This is a genomic window from Eubacteriales bacterium mix99, from assembly GCA_038396605.1.
Taxonomy (GTDB): Bacteria; Bacillota; Clostridia; order Caldicoprobacterales; family DTU083; genus UBA4874.
On the sequence record CP121690.1, the window covers coordinates 3,063,493 to 3,084,840 of the forward strand.

The window sequence follows — 21,348 nt, forward strand, 5'->3', positions numbered from 1 at the left end:
GGCGCATATCTCATTCTGCATAAACAGGCGTATGATCTACGCCGGATGCCGTGACCGAGCCCAGAATCAAGGGCCTGGGCGTTGGTTTGTCCGTACCGATCCGAACCGCTTTCCGGAAGTTTTCCACTGCTTCCTGCAATTCTTCCTCCCGGTTCACATAAAACTCTGCCAGAAGATCGCCGGGACGGATCCGGTCTCCGATCCTCCTGTGCAGAACCAGGCCAACACCGGGATCAATCCTGTCCCCTTTCCGGGATCTTCCCGCACCCAGAAGCAAAGCGCACCGCCCGATTTCCCGGGTATCCACGGAAGTGATGCAGCCTTCCTTCTCCGCTTTTATCGGCAGGATCCGGTTTGCGCGGGGAAGCCGGCTGAAATCCTCAAGAACTCCTGCGTCTCCATGCTGCCGGCGAATCATATCGCCCAGCCTGGCCAGTCCGCGGCCGGATACCAGAGCTTCCTCCGCCTTGCGGCGTCCATCCTTCAGGGTGTCGCACCCATTTGCTGTCATCAGCATAGTAGCCGCCAGATACAGGGATACTTCCCGCAGTGGCCCCTTCTGCCGGCCCTGCAGGACTTCCACGGCTTCCCGGACTTCCAGCGCATTGCCGACAGCCATGCCAAGAGGTTGATCCATATCCGTTACAACAGCTGTAGTTTTCCTGCCTGCCCGGGTACCGATTTTCACCATCTCCTCCGCCAGTGCAAAAGAATCTTCCACAGACTGCATAAAGGCGCCGCTGCCTGTCTTGACATCCAGCACAATGGCATCGGTGCCGGCGGCAATTTTTTTGCTCATAATGCTGCTTGCAATCAGAGGAATGCTCTCCACTGTTCCGGTAACATCCCTCAGTGCATACAGTAACTGATCTGCCGGAACAAGATTCCGGCTCTGGCCGATGACTGCCAGGCCAACCGACTGCACGGATTGCAGAAACTCTCCCATGGACAGAGAGACCCGGAAACCCGGAATCGACTCCAGCTTGTCCAGGGTGCCGCCGGTAAATCCCAGACCCCGCCCGGACATCTTGGCTACCGGCACTCCGCAGGCTGCCACCAGAGGAGCGACGATCAATGTGGTCGTGTCGCCCACCCCTCCCGTACTGTGCTTGTCGACTTTTACACCTTTTACACCGGATAAGTCCACCTTTTCCCCGGAATCTACCATTGCCATGGTCAGATCTGTCGTTTCCCTGTTGTCCATGCCGTTGATGCAAACAGCCATCAGCCACGCGGACACCTGATAGTCCGGGATCTCCCCTTCCACACAGCCCCGGATAAAGTAACGGATCTCTCCTGTCGTCAGGGATTTCCCCTCCCGCTTCCTCTGAATAATATCAACAGCCCGCATTGTGCACCCCTTCCCATTTATTGTTATGAAGGATTCCCTGTCTTCTCTTCTTCTCCCCCCGTTTCAGTATATCAGAATCCATTGGATCCGGGCAAGGTCCGCTTCACGTAAAACTGCTATTTTCTGACCAGATACTTTTTCATATCAATGGCACAGGCGATCAGAATGATCAGGCCTTTGATCACATACTGCATATTCTGGTTAATGGACAGGAAATTCAGTGCAACGAAGATGATCCTCAGGATAAACACTCCCATAACCACTCCGCTGATTTTGCCGGTACCGCCTACAAAGGATACCCCGCCGATGACACAGGCAGCGATGGCATCCAGTTCGTAGTTCAGACCCGTGTTCGCCTGGTTGGAACTGATTCGCGCGGATTCAATGAATCCTGTAATTCCATACAGGCAGCCTGCCAGAGTATGAACCTGAATCATGGTCCTCGCCACATTGACCCCGGACACGTTTGCTGCTTCCGGATTGGATCCCACGGCAAACATATTCTTGCCAAAAGTTGTCTTGTTCCACATGAACCACATAAACGCCACAACGACACATGCGTACCAGACATAATTCGGGATGGGTACCCCTGCCACGCTTACTACGCTGCCTGTTACAAAGTCCTTGAAGGACTGGTCCAGGCCGGACAGCGGCTGGCCGTTATTCCCGTTAATCGTCATATACATCAGCAGAATGCCATACACAATCAGCTGGGTCGCCAGGGTAACGATAAACGGATGGAGATGAAATTTCGATACGAAAAATCCATTGATCCAACCGATGATTCCGCCAACCAGGACAATGATCAGAAGAACCAGCGGAATCGGCAAAACCGGCAAATTGGGAAAAATCTTCGTTGAATACGTGGCCGCCTGCAGCAAGGAAGCGGAGATACAGGCAGTCAGGCCCACAACACGCCCTGCGGAAAGGTCTGTACCCGTCAGTACAATCGTCCCGGCAATCCCACAGGCAATCGGAATGTTTGCCGCAGACAGGGAAATAATATTTACAATGGAGGAAACGCTCAGGAATCGGTGATTCCTCGTATACGTATAAATAACCGCCAGAAGTATCAACACATAAATGGCATTATGAACGACGGCCTCCTTCCAGAATGCCGTTTTGCCCTTCCTGTCCAATACTTTGTAGTCCGCATAACGCGCTTTGACATCCGCAATTTTTTTCATCCGAAAAGCCCCCTTCTATGCATATCTGGCAGCATAACCCATAATCCGTTCCTGTGTTGCTTCTTTGGCTGAAACCTCTCCTGCAAGCCTGCCACCGGACATCACAAGAATGCGATCGCAGATACCAAGAAGCTCCGGCATTTCGGAAGAAACCACAATCACTATTTTCCCTTCCTTTGCCATATCAATAATCAACTGATAAATCTCATATTTTGCTCCCACATCAATTCCCCGCGTTGGCTCATCCAAAAGGAGAACCTCTGATTCCGTCAGAAGCCACCTTCCCAATATCACCTTCTGCTGGTTCCCACCGGACAATGCACGGACCTTTGTCTCCTGGGACGGGGTTTTCGTACGCATTGCATCAATGGACTTCTGGGTATCTGCCCTCATGGATCTCTCACTTAAGTAAAATCCAAATTTCTTATGCCGGTTCAAACTGGAAATGGTGGTATTTTCCCTGACATTCAGGATTTCGAAAATGCCGGTTTCGCGTCGGTCCTCCGTCAGCATCGCAAAGCCATTTTTAATCGAATCCCGCGCATTTCTGTTGGAGACTTCTTTCCCATCCAGCCGAATGATCCCCGATTCTCTTGTGGCAATCCCGAAAATTGCCTCCAGGGTTTCCGTGCGCCCGCTTCCGTCCAGGCCTGCAATTCCCAGGATTTCACCCCTTCTGGCCTGAAAAGAAACTTCCTTCAGAATCGAGTACATTCCGGACAGATGCTCCACTTCCAAAGTGACTTTCCCGGGATGGTTTGTTTTGGGAGGAAACTGATTTTTCAATTCCCGTCCAACCATCAGACGGATCATATCCGCTTCTTCCATCTGATCTGCCGACTCAGTGGCAACCCACATGCCATCCCGCATAATGGTAATTTCATCCGCTATTTTTTTGATTTCCGCCATTTTGTGAGAAATGTAGATAATCCCGCAGCCTTTCTTTTTCAGCAACCCAATGATTTGGAACAAATGCTCCACTTCCTGTTCGGTCAGGGAAGAGGTAGGCTCATCGAATACGATGATTTTTGCATCTGCAGAAACAGCTTTCGCGATTTCCACCATCTGTCTCTGTGATACCGGCATATCTCCCATAATTCGAAAAGGATCCATGGGAATGCCCAGATCATCGAAAATTTTCTTTGTATCCCGAACCATTTTTTTCTGATGAACTATCACGCCGCCTATTTTCGGATAACGCCCCAGCCAGAGATTATCCATAACGTTGCGCTTCAATGCCTGATTCAGCTCCTGATGCACCATGGCCACTCCATGATCCAAAGCTTCCCTGGCATTTTTAAAATTGATTTCCTTTCCTTCCAGTTGAATCGTCCCGCTGTCCTTTTCATAAATCCCGAAAAGGCATTTCATCAGTGTGGATTTCCCGGCACCATTCTCCCCAATCAGGGCATGCACGGTACCTTTCTTCACGGTCAGGGACACATGGTCCAATGCTTTTACACCCGGAAATTCCTTACAGATATCTGTCATCTGCAGTAAAACATCCTGCTCCATATCTGTCCTCCTGTCCTGTCTTCCGCAACGACGAGTAAGGCGGTCGGCCAATCCGGCCTCCGCCCTCCTCATCCTGCATTCTTTATTCTCCGGTATATTCTCCGTAAGGAATATAGATCTTGTTGCTTACCTTTTCGGATATATTATAGGAATCGGTCCCATCCATCAGATCCTTGTCATCCGCAGCGTTGCCGGCCAGCTTCGCAATCGCTTCCGCCATACCCTCTGCGTCCTGTTTGATGGTCCCTGTCATCTTTCCGTCCTTGATAAGCTGCTTTGCGGCATCTGTGGCATCTACGCCGAACACCGGGATAGTCTTTCCCTCACTGTCGCCTCCAAGGTTGTATCCCTTATCGTTCAGGGCGGAAATTGCGCCTTCTGCCATACCGTCATTATTGCAGATTACCAATTCAATCATGTTGTTATTGCCTTCATTGTACTGTGAAAGATTTGTCGTCATATAGTTATTGGATGCTGTGGCACTCCAGTTCCCGTCCTGATCCACCTGATACTTGTCTGTGTTGGATGGGTCAAAGTATTCCAGCTCCGGTTTCCCTGCTTCTTTTAAGATGCCATCCGCATCTTCCACCGCATATTGGGTACGATAGATGGCTTCCGCATTGCCAAGCTGACCCATGAACATGGCATAGGAAATCTTGCCGTCCTTATTGAGATCCAATGTGTCAAAGTTCTTGACAATATAATCACCAATCAGTTTGCCCTGCATATGTCCGGCCTCAGGAGCATCTGTTCCGACAAACGCGCATTTCTCATAACTGCCAAGAACCTGTCCTTCTGTTTTGTCGTCTTCGACGGCACGATTAAAGAATACCACGGGAATTCCTGCCGATTTGGCCTTATCCACAATCTGGGAAGAGGCATCTACCGAACCCGAAGTTACAATATTCACGATCAACATGGTGGCACCGGTCTGAATTGCTGTATCAATCTGTTCATTCTGAGTGGTCTGATTGCTGTTGGCATCGTAATCCTGGTAGGAAACGCCCAGATCATCCAGGCGCTTGTCCAGCACAGAACGTACGGAGGCAATATAGGTATCCGAGTATGTGTAATAGAATACACCAATACCGGCATCCGTTTTTCCTGCTTTTTTGGATCCTGTTTTCTTACTTTTCCCGCCGCTGCTGCCGCATCCGGCAAGCATTCCCACCGCCAGCACTGCCACAAGCAATACTGCAATCTTCTTTTTCATAAATATCCTCCCTCTCATAATTCTGAGCATCTCTGCATTCTCAATCACAGGATATCAGCTTTTCCAGAGAAACAACTTCACAGATACTTTACATGGACAACGCCCCATTCTGTGACTGGCATGAATATTTATTTTAATCTTCTCCGCAAAACTCTGCCTGGAGGCCTGCTGAAACCGAGCTGCCTTTCTGCCTCTGTCCGCAAAGAAGCGGGGAAGGAAAAGTGATCTGACAGCGGTACCATACGAACTCTGATCCAAAATTCCTTAACACTTTGACTTGATAGGAAAACATCCAATATTTTAGTAAACATTATTAAATGAATGGTTCTTATCATGTATATTATAGTCAAATACTATTATTTTGTCAACATATTTGCATCCAGAATTAGTTTCGCTGTTTTAGCGTAGCTAAGCATATTAAAAATCGCTGAGGTCTCCCAGCTGCCGGTAGTCGCTCCTTGCTTTTCCACCCCCTTAGCGTTTCCCGCAAAACCAAGATTGATGAAATCCCCATTCAGCCGGCGGGAGATGATGCCTTCATAGCTCATGCCAGGCCGAGAAGCGGCGGCCCCCTGGGGAATGGAAGAGCCATAATACACTACCGGCTTGCTTACGGCATAGCCCGGATGCGCAGAAAGCTTCGCATCCTTTGAAAGGCCGAGTGTCAGGCGACTTAAGTCGTTGTAAAGCGGCATGTATAAGGTGATTTCGTTTACATCTCGGTTTCCGAAGTGAAAACAGCTCTCAAAACCGATCCATGGAATCAATATACTGGATCCGGGCGGAACCGGAGAGCTCCAGATTCCGCGATATGACCACTCCGCGGATACTGCCGCTGCCGGTAACCTTTAATACCGCATTCGGAGCATAAAACACTCCGGCGTCTATCTGCCCATTACCTGACAGATTGACTGTATTGCCGCCTGTTACGATAGGACCCGTCATGCCTCCCGAGCCGCCAAGGGTCACATCCGCCTTCTCAGCAAACAAAGAACCGTTCCATACCGTGCTGCCGCCGAAGTCAAGGGCCTCCCCGCCTGCATAGTACAGAAAGACATCGTCATAACTCCCATCGGGGTTGATTTTCCCGTTATTAGCCAGCTCGAATCCATCAATAACATACAGGATCAGCCTGCCGCTTCCGGTCCGGTTGACCAGGATGCGTCCGCTACCGGTAACCGACAGATTGTCTGCAACGACTTCGATATCCTCGTCGCCGACGTTTATGGTTAATTCATTTGTAACATCAATATTGCCATAGGCGCCGCTTTCGTTGATAACACAGGAGTCTTCCGACTGCCACCCGGCTACAAGATCTTCTTTTCCCTCCAGAGCGGGGAACCCCGGAAACTGCGGCAGCAGATATTCTTTCGCCAAAGGAAGAGGTTTGATTTCCCCTGTTACATTTTCCGCGGGATCGGGTCTCGCGCCGGTCACGACTTTCGTCCAATCCCCGTCCGGACCGATCCACAGATCCCCTTCTATTTCAGCCGACCAGGAAAAATCCACACTGCCCGCTTCCACGGCATTCGTTCCGATGTTCCCGATAATTTGGGAACTGCCTTTCAGAGATATGCTTTCCGTGGCAAATACACCGTCGGGAAGCGGCTCCGGCGATCCCGGTGTTTCCGTTGACTCGTCCCAGCCACTGATTTTCTCTGCAAGCGGCATCGGATTAACATCGATTGTCATCTCGGTTGAAATCGGCTGTGGATGACCGCTTCCGTTCCCAACAATGACGCCCTCGCTCCCCACTGTATACGGTTCGACAAAGACAAACCTGCCGCTCTGTGTGTTGGTCCCAGTGTAAGCATGGTAGCAAATCCAAAGACTCTTTCCGTCCGGAGATGTCGTGTAAGACGCATGTCCGCAGCCGTTCACCTCATCAGACTTCGAAAAAATGGGCTCCGGACTTTTTTCCCAGCTATCATAGGAAAGGGGATCGTCCCCAACCAATTTAAGCTGACCAAGAGAATAGAATGTGGTCCAGTAACCGCTTCCGGAATAAATGATATAAACCCTCCCCGTTGGGGCCATAGACGGCCGTGCCGCCCTCTACAACCTCCGGATAGATTTTATTTCCGCTGGTGGTCGCTCCTTGCTTTTCCCAATCCAGTGTCGGCTGACAGATCATGGCCTTCTGACCTTTCAGAATCCAAGGTGTACTCATTTCACAGAGGTATTCCACCTGATAGCGCCGTTGTTCACCGTTTACCGGCTCCTCCCATACTTCATCCACCCACATGGCATAATTCCTGCCTTTGCAGCGAAGAACAGTCTGCCCGGCGCACCATCCTGTGTTAAATTCCGGATCATCCGGGTTTTTTACCTTAACCGGTACATTTATCTCTCCCGTTTCCGGATTTCCATATGGTCCTTCAGGTGTGCCGCTTAGAGATTTGAGTGCATATAACCGATGGTTATTATTATCACCGTCATCGCAGGCAATATATAGATACCATCCGGCATTCTCAGCACCGGCTTCCGCCTCCGAAAAGTAATGGATCTCCGGCGACCACAAATTCCTGGAATATTCATGTCCTGGCTCGGGCTTAAAGACTACAATCGGAGGCGCGGTGGCCAGATCCTCAAAATTCATTGCCTTGAATACACTGATCTGCGTACTGCCTGTAATCGTCAGGTAGTAATATCCGTCGTGAAGAAACAGCCAGGGGTCCGCACCGGAGCGGAGATAGTTTTGAAAGGCAGTCGTTCCGGTTTCCACTGCGGAAATATCAATAGCCGAACTGGTATTCAGCGTTGATTTCATGTTTCCCTCAAAATTTTTTGTGCCCTTTACGTCGGTCACGCGCTGATAGTTGCCACCGTTCAGAGCCAGCTCCCAGGTTCCGCTCAACTCCGGTAAAGCCGATGTTGCCGGAGCGATCGCAGAACGAAAGATTCCGTTATTCAAGGTAGCGGAAAGATGCCCTGAAAATGATTTGCAGTTGTTGCTGGTTCCATAGATTCCGGCATGGAAATCACCGCTGTTGGCGGTCAGATCAAAGTTGCCGCTAACTTCGCCGTCACCTGTCAGACAGAAATATCCGAAGTATTCGCCGCCGTTCACCTCAACGGTTACATTGGCATTCCGTTGCGAGGCACGATACCCTCCGTGACTGCTCCACAGCGGGTCGGCGTTCCCACCGCGGACGATGTGATACCTCCCGCTGTTGATGATCAGCGAATAGCTGTCATTTTCCACGGCGCGCTCAAATCCACCACCGTTGATGGAAAGGTAATTGGAAACGCCGACCTGCTTTTCGACCCGAATGCCGGTATCAAAAACGGTACTGTTGCCGTTGCAGTATATACTGCGGGAGGATGCGCGCATTTCAAGGGTAACATCGGCAAAGCGGCTTGGCCCGCCGAGTGCCAGATCTGCGCCTAAATTGATCTGTGCAGAGTTTGTCTGGCGGTAGTCTATACCGGCAAAGACACTGGTAACGGTAACGGTTCCTCTATGTGCCGGAAGCTTCACCTCATCCGTGATGGAAAGCTGTCCGCAGATGACAACGGTACCATCCCTATTATCCAATGCCTGGATCGCACTTCCCAGATTATTTACGGCATCTGTCGGAGAGGAACCCGTCCCCGTGCCGTCATCTGTAACAAAAACAACACGGCTGCCTTCAACCCGATCAAAGAACGGACGATATCCATCGATTTGCTCTTCTGAATATTTCAGCGAATTGTAATAAAGTGTCCGCTCACCGCTTTTGCTGCCATTGGTATTGTCACCCGCATTTTTCAGCATAATGCTTTCCATCGCCAAAGGTCCGTTTGCACGGTAAACAGTATCCTTTTCAAAGAGAAGCACGCTGTTTTCTTCGCCGGATAATACGATCCTGCTGTTGTGCGCCGGTTCCTGAAAATGAATGGGAACCGGATATTCTCCAAGGATCAGGATACTGCCGCCTCCCTGTGAAAGAAGAGAAAACGCGTCTGACAACGAGCCGGTCGGCGTTGCTTCGGAAAGACCGTCGCCTGTGGCGTTGTTTTTGACATACACACAGCCAAAGGGAATGATATCGTCAAAATCTTTGCCAAGTTCCTGTGCCTGTGCCTCGGAATAAAGAATCGAATTGTATTGAAGCGTCAGGATTGAATTGGCGCATAGGCTTTCGATCGCAGCACTTCCATAGGACCTGCAAGCTGCGCCGAGAGTTCCGCCGTCCAGGAAAAGCCTGGCATGGCCGACAACATTGTTAATGTCTACCATATCAACACTGCCGCCTTTTAAGAAGATATCAGCGTCACCGTTGATTCGACGGGTTTTGTCACCGGCAGTAAAGATCGTGCCGATCCTGCCGCCATTCACAGTAATTTCCGTGTTGGCGCAATAATGGTTTTCGAGTGCCGCTCCGTATACCTCCCGGATCTCCCCGCCCTCAATGAGAATATGGGATATCCCGGTATAGGTCTGTGATTTCGTTCCCGATTTCATCTTTCGTGAAAATCCACATAACGCGTAATATGATCCGCTACGGATCGTGATTTGGGAATCAAGATCGGTTACAGAGATCTTTTCCGGTTCATAAAAGCCGCCGGCTATATAAATCCCCGTATCAGTGCTTCCCGTATTGACCGTTTCGACCCTCTCTCCGAATTCAATCGGGTGGAAGCCTGCCGCAAATGTCATTTGCCCGTTATGCCGAATGGTTACATCTTCAAACAGCGTATTCCCTCCGAGTCTATAAAGGTACTTTTCCGGAAAAGTCAATGTCCCGCCGGTTATGGTAACCCTGCCGGAATGTGCCATCTCAGTATACTCCGTATCGGTAAATGTGAACTCCTCGCCTATACAAACAGTCCCTCCGGAGTCTCCTAAGCTCTCAATTGCTTTGGTCATCGTACGAAAAGCCTGAGCCTCAGATTTGCCGGTGTTGGTGTCATTGCCCTCATCACTCAGATAAACGATTGAAACGGTCGCATCCGGTTCCGTTGCGGATACCGGAATCCGAAAGCAGCCCATTATGAGCGTCAACAAAATAACAAACCCAAGGAACATCGGTTTCAAGGTTTTCATCATGTTTTGCTCTCCTCCTGTTCAATTTATCTGCCGGTTGTCACTTCGGTTTGTCGACCGGGCTGAAAAAATAATTCCCGATAAAATACAGTGCCAGGGGAAAGCCTGTTGCCGGCCGGTTTCTTTTCCCATATATGATCTGTACCAACAAAATCCGACAGCCCGCACCATGGCTCGATACAGATCAGACTCATTTGATGGGCAACGCCCCAGAAGGTTATATAAGGGAAGTCCTTAATTCCGATTCGAATGCGATGACCGGATTTTCTCGACCGAATCTCAATCCAATCAGCGTCATAGCCCTCGGAAAGAATGGGACCTCCGTTAAAAAAGCCTTCAAAAAGCGGTAGCTCGGAGGAATCTTTTAACATCGGCTCCCGTGCGGTTGTACAAAGACGCGTATGGGGTTCCAGAATAATTTTGTCCACTGTCTGCGGACGGTCAAACACCAGCAGATAATCCCCGGCAGACTCGCCCAGAACAATGGGACAGTAAAAGCCGGGATGCGCCCCCAGGCTGAAAAACATGTCTCCCGGACCAGTGTTTCGGACGGAAAAGCGTTGGAAGACTGTGTCCCCCTTCAGAGAAAATTCCACTTGAAGGGAAAATGGATAGGGAAACATCCGCAGTGTCTCCTCTGTGTCTGTTAATTCCAGTACCAATATCTGATCCGTTTGTTTCACCAGTGTAAAATCCATGTCTTTTGCAAATCCATGCATAGGAAGCGGATATTCCTTTCCGCGGACAAACACCCGGCTGCGGGATATACGTCCGGTTGCTGGAAAGAGCAGCAGCGAATGGTTTCCCCAGGCCTCGGGAGCTGCCTGCCATAGATATTCCCTGTCCAGCTTGCGACTGTATATACTTTGAAGTTCCGCGCCTGCGGTGGAAACCCTTATCGAAAGAGATTCATTATGTAGTTGATAGATCATACCGACCTCCATTTCACCGCTATTATCGGCGGTATAAACAGTGATGAATAAGTATTTATCCGTTATATTTTCTGTTACATTTTTCTGTGTATCGCGCATCGAATTGCGCGCGGATTCCGGAGCAGGCATCCTTGAAGATTCCGACATCCACAGAATAGGACAGATAACGTATGCCGGAATCGACCCAAAGCTTCATCATATCGATACTATCGGTAAAGGTTCCCACAATGGCGCCCTTTTCCGCGGCACGGGAGACGATCTCCCTCATTTGGTCCAGCACCCTGGGATGGGTGATCTCACCGGGTATCCCAAGGCTCTGGGAAAGGTCGTAGGGTCCGATGAACACAATATCGACTCCTTCCACATCCAGGATTTCATCCAGATTTTCCATCGCCTGCTGCCCTTCCAGCTGGATAACGACCAATGCCTGATTGGCCTCTTGAAAATAAGCCGCGGGTTCCGTGGCGGAATAACAGGCTGCCCGAACAAAACGGCAAACCCCACGCTCTCCTTCCGGAAAATACCTGGCCGCCCGAACAGCTTCCCGCGCTTCCCGGGCCGATGTAATCTGCGGAATCTGTACTCCGGCCGCGCCGATATCAAGCGCCTGGGAAATCGCAACCTCCGAAAGGGAAGAAACCCGCACGACAGGAAGCATTCCGGTCAGTTGCGCGGCACGAATATTGTTCTGCATTCCCTGCAGGCTTTCCGGACCGTGCTCCATATCCAGGATGGCAAAATCATAGCCCGCGTATCCGGCGACTTCCACAAACGCCGGATCTCCTGTCTTCATAAAGGGCCCCAGAACCGCCTCTTTTTGAATTTTGCGTCGAAAAGAACGGATTACGTCACGATTCATGATACTCCTCCTTTCGATTTCGTCTTCAAGGCTTCAAGATGCGTCCGGACGGTAAACCGTTCCAGAAAAAGATATTCCGGCTCCGGACGGCCTTCCTCGCGAATCAATCCGCGTGCCAATGTTCTCTGATCCATTCCGGGGGTTTCCGTAAGCCGGCGGGAAAGATAGTTGTCATAGCGTTCTGTCACCGCCATGCTGGTCTGCAGATAATCCTGCACGGCTTCCTTTCCCGTTGCCGACGCCCCCTGAGGGGAATAGGAATGCGCCGCCAGCAGATTTTCGGCTTGCAGCGCTGCCAGGCGTTTTAAACTGCCGCGATAGGCGTTGAGATCCTGATAAAACGCAAGGCCGGCCCCTGCCGCACCGCTGCCCTGCACGGAATCTCCGCTGATCAGTGTATTTGTCTTTTCGTCCAGCCAGCAAACCGTATCCTCATCGTGTCCCGGCGTATGGATCAAACGCAAGCGCCCCGCTAAAAGCTCCCCTTCTTTCATCAGCCGATCCGGCTCCACACCGAGAAGAACTTTGGCCGGCTCCGGGCTGTCTTCGGGAAAAACGCTCCGGATCAGTTTATTGTATTTTAATGGGTTACGGATTTTATCGGCAGAGCCCTCATATACCGCTGTCCGAATTCCGGTCAGCTCCTTTATGCGGTAATGCCCGCCGACATGATCCCCATGGCAGTGGGTGCAGGTAAGCCATCCGATTTGCTCCGGCCGGATTTTTTCCGCTTCCAGCGCCGGAAGAATGCAATCATCCACGACTTCCCGATTCGCTCCGCTGTCAATCAGTACGGTATCTTCGGCGTTCCGGCCGCATACCAGTACGACACCGCTCCAATAGTCCCCAAAGGGCGTTCGAAGCAGCTTAATCCCCGGCACGATCTCTTCAAAACCAATCATTATCCATCCTCCAATTATCATCCATCTTACTATCATCGTCTTTGTAAGGTTCCAACAGATTTGCTTCCGGTTACAAGCCTTTCAGATACCTCAAAATCAACCGGTAAAGACCTCCCCACAGGAGCCGCTCATCAAATCAGGGAAAGAGTTTTTTACCTGCCCTGTCCGTAAGGCAAGAGCAATCCCGAAAAGAGTATCCCGGCCGGAAGTGGACCCGACCGCTGCGACTGCGCCAACTCGTTGGCGCAGCGTCTCCCCGGAGGTTTTATCGAAAAGTGCGATCAACGGTGCAGAAAATCTTCCTTCCGCCGCACAGCACAGGTATTTCCGGCTGACATCCGTCGTCCGGCCGGAAAGCAAATCCCATAGGCCATGGGGATCGGGCAGTACAGCTCCGGGCAAAAGACCGGCCTGACAGGCAGCCATGATTCCCACCAGTGCATCATCCGAGCAAGGCGTCAAGCCGCAGCCCAGGCCGCAACAGGCCAGGAGTGCCTCTGCCGCCGATCCGCAAAAAAGTGCCCGGCAAAAGTTTATAAGCTGCCTGAAAACCTTTTGCCGTAAGAAAGGAGTCAGACGCAAGAAACCATTGAACAAGAGAAAATCTTTCATCGCATCCATCAGCTGCCGGCGCGGGAATGCAGAACTCCCGGTTCCCGGTATCGTATCCGGGCATAAAATCGCTTCATCTAAAAACAGCTGCATCCCTTTGCCGCCTGCAAACAGAATCTGATTTCCTGACTTCACGAATTTCATTCCCTCCGGCAGGGTATTCAATATGCGAAACGTCGCATCACAAACCCGGATACTGTCAGGCATGCCAGGTACCTTTGCCGTTATCACCGTGATCAGCCGTCCGGGAAATGCCAAATTCATCGTGCGGTTAAACTTGGAATGGACATAGCCGCTAAGCTGCGGTCTTGCCATGAAGTCCTCTGTCAGCCGCATTTCCAGCACTGATTTCATAGCGACAACAGCAAGCTGCGAATATGACTTGCTAAAACCTGTTCCTCATTGGTCCGGATCACCCAGACAGCAATTCCGCTTTCCCGTGTGCTGATTCGACAGTCGTAACCCGGATAATCCATATCCGGCATGATCCTTGCCCGAAACATCCCAAGGTTCTCGCAAACGATCTCCCGCAGCTGCCGGCAGTTTTGGCCGATGCCTCCGGTAAAAGCGATGGCATCCAGTCCTCCCAGGTAAGCCGCAAACATACCGACGAAACCCACTATATTGTCCGCAAACGCACGCACTGCCAGTTCCGCATGCCGGTTGCCTTCGGCACGGGCCGCCAATACCTCTCTGAGATCGTTGCTGACCCCGCTCAATCCGAGCAAACCGCTCTGCGTACACAGGATTTTCATCACCGCATCCACGCTGCCGTATTCCTGCACAAGCCTCGGGATACAGCAAACATCAAAATCGCCGACGCGATTGTTCTGGAACAGCCCCGTCTGCGGGGTGGCCCCCATACTGGAAGCTATGCTTTTCCCGTCCCGGATTGCACAGAGGGAGGAAGATCCTCCCAGATGAATGGAAATGATACGCTTTGCATCCGGATCCAGCTCTCGCATCCGTCCGGCAATGTATTCATGACTTGAGCCGTGAAAGCCGTAACGTCGGATGCCCAGCTCTTCCCCCCACCGGTACGGAACGCCGTAGGCAGACCGGTACTCCGGAATGGTAGCATGAAATGAGGTTTCAAATCGCACCGCCTGCGTGAGCGACGGATACCTCCGCCGCAAGCTCCGCATCAATTCCAGATACACCGGATTATGGGCCGGCGCCAGCGGAACAAAATCTTCCATGGTCTGCAGGAGCTCGTCATCCACCAGCCTGGTTCCGCTGAGCGGTCCGCCGTGGACCGCTTTGTACCCGACGGCATCCAGATCCTGTATCTCTTTCAGGACGCCTTTTTCCCGCAATATCCCGCCGCAAAGTTCAAAAGCGTCGGTACAGGTTTGGCAGGAACAGGCAGAATATGTCTCGCCTTCCGGCCATACGATGCGGCAGGACCCGCTGCCGCCGAGCCCTTCCACCATTCCGCCGGCAATAGCGGTTTCCCCTGTGGAATAATCATAGTATTGAAACTTAAAACTGGTGGTGCCCAGATTCAACAGCAGAAGTTTTTGGCAGTTCATCGTGATCCCCTCATTCCGGATAAGTTTCCGCAAAAGCTTTCAGCGCTTTTTCAAAGCACAGCATCGGAACCCGGGCACTGCCCGCCCCAATCAGTCCGCCGTCATGAGTAAACATACCGCCGTGAATTTCGGGGGCAATACCGGTTTTCAACACTTTGCGGATGTCAATGCCAACCGGAAGAAATTCAAAATCCAGGTTCGGAATCATGAAATTATGGTTTTTGCCGATGCAGATTTCACTCATTTCACGTGTCTGCGCAATCGCATCCTTCATCTTCAACCCACGCAGGCTACATACGATAGGGCTGGCAGCTGCTGCCAGGCCCCCCATACCGTAGCATTCCACCACGCAACTGTCGCCGATCCATGGCAGCTGGTCCTTTTCCGTATACTGGCTGGAGGTATAGCGTCCCTTCATCATAGGGGCGGGAGCGGTAAACCAGCGTTCTCCCAATCCCGCCACCTTGATCCCGAATTCCAGCGCATTGCCGCAGACGGCAGTAACCATAGTTGAATATGGGATTCCGCTTGCCGCCAACAGGGCGCTGCGTGCCGCGCCCTGGCCAAAGCAGTGGAAGAAACGCGGTGTGTTCACGATATATTCCATCGCCGCATATAGCTTCTCCCTTGACACATTGGTCTTCAGCATATCCAGTACGATCTGTTTCAGAAACAGCAGGTCGGCCGCTGTCTGCCGGGTATGATTCTCATCTCCCATCTGCATGCTTTCGGCAAGAATTGGCTTTAACGGCAGCCCGCCGCGCCGGCGGATCATCTCGCGGATCACCGGGAAGAGATCCTCGCGCATATGACGAAGGTTTTCCGCTATATCGCGGCTGAAAAGCCCCCAACCGCAGAAACCGCCCTGAAAGGGGCCCTCTGCCGGAAAGGTTGCTGCCCGTGTGCCGTTTGCACGGTCCTCCACCACAATCATAGCGACGGATTTTGTGATAATACCGGTTCCGGCGCCCACTGTGTTGTGATTGAGCGCACTGTCCGTCCGGATCGCTCCGGATTGAATCAAATCAACGGCTTCCTTCTCTGTATCGGCCCATCCCTCAAAAAGTACGCCGCTGACCATACCCCGCTTGTGCAGCAGGCACATATCCTCATACGCAACCGGCGGTCCGGAATGAAGGATCATATGATCCTCCAGACCGTCCACCACCTGACCGGCCGGCAAGATATCGATCCACACCGGATCCGAATCCACGATACACGAGACCGCCTTTTCATTTGCGGCATTGATTTTTTCACGAATTTCCATCATTCCATTTTCCTTTCTTTAAAGCAGATCATCCAACAACGATTTGATTTCCGCACTCTGCCGGACCGGAGGTCTCCATTCCAGCTGGACCGTCTTGACTTTCTGCGCAACAAGCGCTTCATAGAAGAAGGAGAGTCCGATATTGATGACACGGGGTCTTTTTCGGCAGGACCGCTGTTCCGACGTTTCTTTCATACTGTTATCTCCTTTCCGCAAGTTTCGTCATCATGGCGCTTGCAAGGCGCGAACTCTGGTAGTTGCTCGGCATCACCAGGATACCGGCTTTACGCAATAGCTCCGTCTTCTCCGCCACATTCTGAGGGTCTTCACGGGAACCACAGATACTCGAAATGACCGTCAGACTTTTTCCCCTGGCAAGCACTGCATCTTCATAGGCATGAACGAACGGCGTGATCGGATCCGGATGGACACCGGGGCCGGTAATAAAATCCAAAAGGATAACTGCCGTTTCCGGATCTTCCAGTTCCTGATAAAATCGTTTCAGGCGCAGCGCCGGTTCGAAAACCGGATGGGGAGCCTCTGCCGTGAAATCCTCGGCGCCCAGGTCCAGAATCGTGTTTTCCCTGCTCACCCGGTGATCGGGGAGCTTTTTGGCGTATCGGTTCTCCAGATTGGTGAAGATAGGAACTCCGGAATTGTGGCTGCTGAAATAGATTAACCCCTCTTCGGTAAAGGTACCTCCGCAGTATAAACCGCGAAAATATCGCTGCTCCGAGCCGAGCAGGGAAAGCTCCTTTTCCGCCAGGCGATTGATCTCTTCGTCGGAAAGACCGAAGGCCGGCGGTTCCTTTCCCAACAGGCGGACCGCTTCCAGCGCCGCATCCTCCAGGCTGAACACACCGTGGGCCCTGTGATTCGCAAACAAAGTCCCGTCGCTTCCCAAAAAAACAGCCGTCACCGGTTTGCTCAGAGCGTCTGCCGCTGTCAAAACTTTATTCATAACGGCCAAATCAGCCAATTTGGAAACAAGCACAATCACTTTGGTCTCCGGATCCGCTTCCAGCCTTTTCATTCCCTGCAACATGGTAATACCGCCGATCTGGGGATACAGATCGCGGCCCCCGGTGCCGATGATGGAGGAAACTCCATAACCACATTTTTCGATGATACAGGCGACTTCCTGTGCACCGCTGCCGGAAGCCCCAACAATACCGATAGGACCGCCGGCGACAATGCTCCCCGCTGCCAGCGCCACACCGCCGATCAGTCCGACACCGCAATCCGGCCCCATAACCAGACAGCCTTTTTCAACACCCAGCCTTTTGAGAGCCAATTCGTCTTCCAACGGTACATTGTCGCTGAAAATAAACACATCCAGCCCTTTCTCCAGAGCTTCTTCCGCTTCTGCCACCGCATACTCTCCCGGCAGAGAAATCTGCACCAAATCAAAAGGGTCCTCCTCCAGATCGATTTCCTTCAGCGTGTGGTAGGTTACCCCGGCGTCCGAATTCGATTTATGGTCAAGGATATCCCGAATCAATTGAAGCGCCTCGTCCATTTTCATTTCCGAATCTGCGCGCACGGCAATTACCAGATCATTGGCAGTCATATCTTTTGGGAGCTCGAACCCGAGCCCCTCCAGCATTTCCCTGTTTACCGGTGTGCCCATCTGAACCTCCGCCGCATGGATTCCGCCCAGCTGCTTCACCCTATCTCCGATTGACATCAAACTGACCGAGTCCACAAAACGGTTTTTTTTCACAAATACTTTATCCATCTATTCCGATTCCTCCCTATCGCTGTGATCTGTCCGGATGTGGCATCCGCAGCTGTCCTTTCGTTCCAGCGCCGCCTGAGTCAAAAGCACAGCTGTATACAGATCGTTTTGCAGGCGGAGCGTCTCATAATACTCCTTTGGTGTACCGTTGTCTGCTGCAGAAAAGTTCATCATAAGTTCCTGCAAAGTTTGCAGCGCATGCCGCAGCCCTTTCCTGCACCGAAAGATACCCAGATTCTGTTCCAGCTCACGCATCATCATATTACGCATTCTATGCCGTAATTCGCAAGGCACCAGCGGCAGCGATTCTTCCTCAGGCATAAATTCTGAAATCCGTGGCTCTGCAGACGATGCGGCATATCCTGCAGTCATGCCGAAAACAAAAGTCTCCAACCCGGCATTCCCGCCGATGCGATTTGCACCGTGAACGCCGCCGGCTATTTCTCCACAGGCAAGCAGTCCGGGAAGAGAAGTGGCACAGTTTTCATCGATCTCGACTCCTCCCAGCGATGTATGGGGGGCCGGCGCAACCTCCACCGGCTGTGCGGCCAAATCAATGCCGCAGGCTGCATACCGTTCCACATAGGCCGGGTATGTTTTCACCAGCCGTTCTCTGCCTACGGATGTCGCGTCGAACCACACTCCGCCATTTGGCGTTCCACCGCCCCGTTTGATTTCACGGACAATTTTCCTGCAGAGAACATCCTTATTCAGTCGTTCTCCTTCCGGATTTTCCGCCAGGAATCGTTCGTAGCGGTGATTTCGGAGACAGGCTCCTTCAAAAAACATCGTAGTGATCAATCCTTTTCCCCGTATCTTGTTCGGGGAAAGCGCCACGCAGGGTTCAAACTGAATAAATTCCAGATCACATAACGCAGCGCCTGCCATAGATGCCATAGCAATGCCATCCCCGCCAATATCCGATGTGTTGGTCGAAAACGGGTAAATGCCGCAAAAGCCGCCGCAAGCCAGAATCACCGTATCCGCAGCAAAATGCAGGAACCGGTTCTGCTGCCGGTCAAAAACCAATGCACCGGCTACACCCGCCGGGCCGTGAAGCAGACGTAATGCACGAAAGCCTGTTAATAAGGAAGTGTTCCCACGGGCAATCAGCCGCTTTCGCAGTTTGGCCAACACCACCGCACCGGTATGGTTTCCGGCACTGGCTACACGCGGGACACTTGCGCCCAGCGGGCGCAGCAAGGCAAGGCTTCCGTCCGGATTCCGGTCCAATGATATGTCAAGTTCCCGAAGCAATGGAGGAACTTCCAGGCTTTCGAATGCCAGATGTTTTTCCAGAGATTCCTTCCCCTGAAACCGCCCGCTTTCCCGGGTATCCCTGAAAAGCAGCTCCGGTGAATCCCCTTCTCCCGCCGGCAGGCTGAAACCATGTACATAAGGCGAGGCACCGGCGCCGTCAAGGAGGACCATGACTTTCTTTTTACTTCCTGTTGCCCAGGCTGCGGTCAGCCCGGAAAGCCCACCGCCGATAATCAGAATATCCGTGGGAATACACTCACTGATTTTCATCATTCACCTTTCCCATATGCCGCCCTTGGCCATGGAACCTACGTTTTCCACAAACAAGTTGAGATACCTGGGATATTTCGAAGAATCATGCTTCCAGTGAATATTCTTCAGGCGGCTTTCCCGCTCCGCATCCGATATTTCCACGGTCACAGATCGTTTTGCCACATCGATGTGAATCTCATCACCGTTCCGAACCGCCGCCAAAGGTCCGCCCAATGCGGCTTCCGGCGAGATATAACCGATGCTCAGTCCCGAGGTTCCTCCGGAAAAACGTCCGTCGGTCAGAATGGCGCAACTGTGATATAATTCCGGATAGCCCTTCAGCTCTTCCTGAAACGGAAAGGCCGTCGTACCAAATCTTCCTTTCAACCCCATGTATCGGAGAACGATTGCATCACCGGGGGATATCTTCCCTGCCCGCAGCATGGTGAGCCCTTCCTGCAAAGAGTTGAACACCCTGGCTTTTCCACTGAAATGCCAGAGCTCCGGCGGAACGGCGGCGATCTTGAGAATCGAACCTTCCGGCGCAAGGTTACCTGTCAGAACACCGATTCCGGGCTCCAGTGACACCGGATTGTCCAGAGAACGAATGACGTCGTCGTTGTATCTCCCGGACTTTGCTGCATTTTCTTTCAGTGTAGATCCGTTTACCGTTTTGCAGTTCCCGTCCAGACGCGGCATCAGCTCGTGCAAAAGTGCCTGCAGCCCGCCCGCCAGATCCAGATCCTTCAAGCTGTAAGACCCTCCCGGAGCCAGATTGGACAACAGCGGAATCTCATTGGATGCCTCGTCAAAGGTTTTCCACCACGGAAGATCGTAGCCTGCCTCGTTTGCAATGGCCGGAATATGAAGGATCAAATTGGAAGAGCCGGCAACCGCCATATCCACCTTAATGGCATTGAGAAACGCTTCTTTCGTCATAATCTGCCGGGCGGTGACGCCTTCCCCGACCAGCTCCACGATCCGCTTTCCAGCTTGATAGGACAAGCAGCGCAATTGGGAGCTGACCGCCGACATCGTGGAGTTTCCAGGCAATGTCATCCCCAGGGCTTCTGCCATCATGCACATACTGTTGGCGGTGGTCATAGAAGTACAGGCGCCGCAGATGCCCCATGACCCCGCGATCAGTTCTTCATACTCCGATGGATCCATTTTCCCCGACTGAACGGCGCCGACCTTATCCTGTGCGTGGATATGCAATACCTCTTTCCCACGTACCTGGCCCAACGGCATATAACCGCCGGCCACAAGGATAGTGGGAATGTCCAGACGGGCAGCCGCCATCAGATGTCCCGGAACGATGGAATCGCAGGTACTGAGCATAACCATGCCGTCAAAAAAATTGCCTTCCACCGTGATTTCCACCTGATCCGCAATGGAATTACGGCTGGGAATCTCAATATATCGGGGATCTTTCAGGCACATTCCGTCACAGATACCGGTTGTCATAACCTCCAGCGGAAGACCTCCCGCTTCCCGGACTCCGCTCTTGACCCGTTCCGCCAGCTCACGCAGATGAACATGTCCCGGATTGAACTCGTTCCAGGAGTTCACAATTCCAATTATCGGCCTCTTTAATTCTTCTTCCGAATACCCCATACCCCGCATCAGTCCCCGGCGGCATTCGGAGGCTTCACCGAATTCCCACTGACTCCGTAAATGTGTGTGATTCATGGAACCC

At 52.0% G+C, this 21,348-nt stretch carries 17 protein-coding genes; all 17 read right to left on the reverse strand.

Annotated elements, in window-relative coordinates; translation table 11 throughout:
* Nucleotides 1–10: 10 nt before the first annotated feature.
* Complete coding sequence (locus QBE55_13705; GenBank protein WZL78540.1) at nucleotides 11–1,351, reverse strand: pyrimidine-nucleoside phosphorylase; 1,341 nt, start codon at nucleotides 1,349–1,351, stop codon at nucleotides 11–13.
* Between the two features lie 116 nt (nucleotides 1,352–1,467).
* A complete protein-coding gene (locus QBE55_13710; protein ID WZL78541.1) occupies nucleotides 1,468–2,538 on the reverse strand; it encodes a beta-methylgalactoside transporter in 1,071 nt (356 codons plus the stop codon).
* Between the two features lie 15 nt (nucleotides 2,539–2,553).
* Nucleotides 2,554–4,053, reverse strand: a complete 1,500-nt coding sequence (locus QBE55_13715) for an ATP-binding cassette domain-containing protein (protein WZL78542.1) — start codon at nucleotides 4,051–4,053, stop codon at nucleotides 2,554–2,556.
* 82 nt (nucleotides 4,054–4,135) lie between these two features.
* Nucleotides 4,136–5,266: a galactose ABC transporter substrate-binding protein gene (locus tag QBE55_13720; GenBank protein ID WZL78543.1), complete on the reverse strand. Its 1,131-nt coding sequence runs from the start codon at nucleotides 5,264–5,266 to the stop codon at nucleotides 4,136–4,138.
* Nucleotides 5,267–5,622: 356 nt separating this feature from the next.
* Nucleotides 5,623–6,033, reverse strand: coding sequence for an SGNH/GDSL hydrolase family protein (locus tag QBE55_13725; GenBank protein WZL78544.1), 411 nt, complete (start codon nucleotides 6,031–6,033; stop codon nucleotides 5,623–5,625).
* On the reverse strand, nucleotides 6,011–7,303 hold the full coding sequence (locus QBE55_13730; protein ID WZL78545.1) for a family 43 glycosylhydrolase: 1,293 nt from the start codon (nucleotides 7,301–7,303) through the stop codon (nucleotides 6,011–6,013). Before QBE55_13730 ends, QBE55_13725 begins: the two co-directional genes overlap by 23 nt.
* Nucleotides 7,224–10,298: a hypothetical protein gene (locus QBE55_13735; GenBank protein WZL78546.1), complete on the reverse strand. Its 3,075-nt coding sequence runs from the start codon at nucleotides 10,296–10,298 to the stop codon at nucleotides 7,224–7,226. Before QBE55_13735 ends, QBE55_13730 begins: the two co-directional genes overlap by 80 nt.
* Nucleotides 10,299–10,321: 23 nt before the next feature.
* Nucleotides 10,322–11,227: an aldose 1-epimerase family protein gene (locus tag QBE55_13740; protein ID WZL78547.1), complete on the reverse strand. Its 906-nt coding sequence runs from the start codon at nucleotides 11,225–11,227 to the stop codon at nucleotides 10,322–10,324.
* Between the two features lie 55 nt (nucleotides 11,228–11,282).
* Complete coding sequence (locus QBE55_13745) at nucleotides 11,283–12,086, reverse strand: aldolase/citrate lyase family protein (protein ID WZL78548.1); 804 nt, start codon at nucleotides 12,084–12,086, stop codon at nucleotides 11,283–11,285.
* On the reverse strand, nucleotides 12,083–12,988 hold the full coding sequence (locus QBE55_13750) for an MBL fold metallo-hydrolase (GenBank protein WZL78549.1): 906 nt from the start codon (nucleotides 12,986–12,988) through the stop codon (nucleotides 12,083–12,085). The genes QBE55_13745 and QBE55_13750 overlap by 4 nt, the downstream gene beginning before the upstream one ends.
* A 96-nt stretch (nucleotides 12,989–13,084) precedes the next feature.
* Nucleotides 13,085–13,954 carry a DUF2877 domain-containing protein gene (locus QBE55_13755; protein ID WZL78550.1) on the reverse strand — a complete coding sequence of 290 codons (870 nt, stop codon included), beginning with the start codon at nucleotides 13,952–13,954 and terminating at the stop codon, nucleotides 13,085–13,087.
* On the reverse strand, nucleotides 13,951–15,132 hold the full coding sequence (locus QBE55_13760; GenBank protein ID WZL78551.1) for an acetate/propionate family kinase: 1,182 nt from the start codon (nucleotides 15,130–15,132) through the stop codon (nucleotides 13,951–13,953). The genes QBE55_13755 and QBE55_13760 overlap by 4 nt, the downstream gene beginning before the upstream one ends.
* 10 nt (nucleotides 15,133–15,142) lie before the next feature.
* Nucleotides 15,143–16,402, reverse strand: a complete 1,260-nt coding sequence (locus tag QBE55_13765) for a DUF1116 domain-containing protein (GenBank protein WZL78552.1) — start codon at nucleotides 16,400–16,402, stop codon at nucleotides 15,143–15,145.
* 15 nt (nucleotides 16,403–16,417) lie between these two features.
* A complete protein-coding gene (locus tag QBE55_13770) occupies nucleotides 16,418–16,594 on the reverse strand; it encodes a hypothetical protein (GenBank protein ID WZL78553.1) in 177 nt (58 codons plus the stop codon).
* A gap of 4 nt (nucleotides 16,595–16,598) precedes the next feature.
* Complete coding sequence (locus QBE55_13775) at nucleotides 16,599–18,137, reverse strand: FdrA family protein (protein ID WZL78554.1); 1,539 nt, start codon at nucleotides 18,135–18,137, stop codon at nucleotides 16,599–16,601.
* Entirely contained in the window at nucleotides 18,138–19,670 is a 1,533-nt protein-coding gene (locus QBE55_13780) for an FAD-binding protein (GenBank protein WZL78555.1), read from the reverse strand.
* Nucleotides 19,671–21,341 carry a dihydroxy-acid dehydratase gene (gene ilvD, locus QBE55_13785; GenBank protein ID WZL78556.1) on the reverse strand — a complete coding sequence of 557 codons (1,671 nt, stop codon included), beginning with the start codon at nucleotides 21,339–21,341 and terminating at the stop codon, nucleotides 19,671–19,673. It lies immediately after the preceding gene.
* Nucleotides 21,342–21,348: the final 7 nt, after the last annotated feature.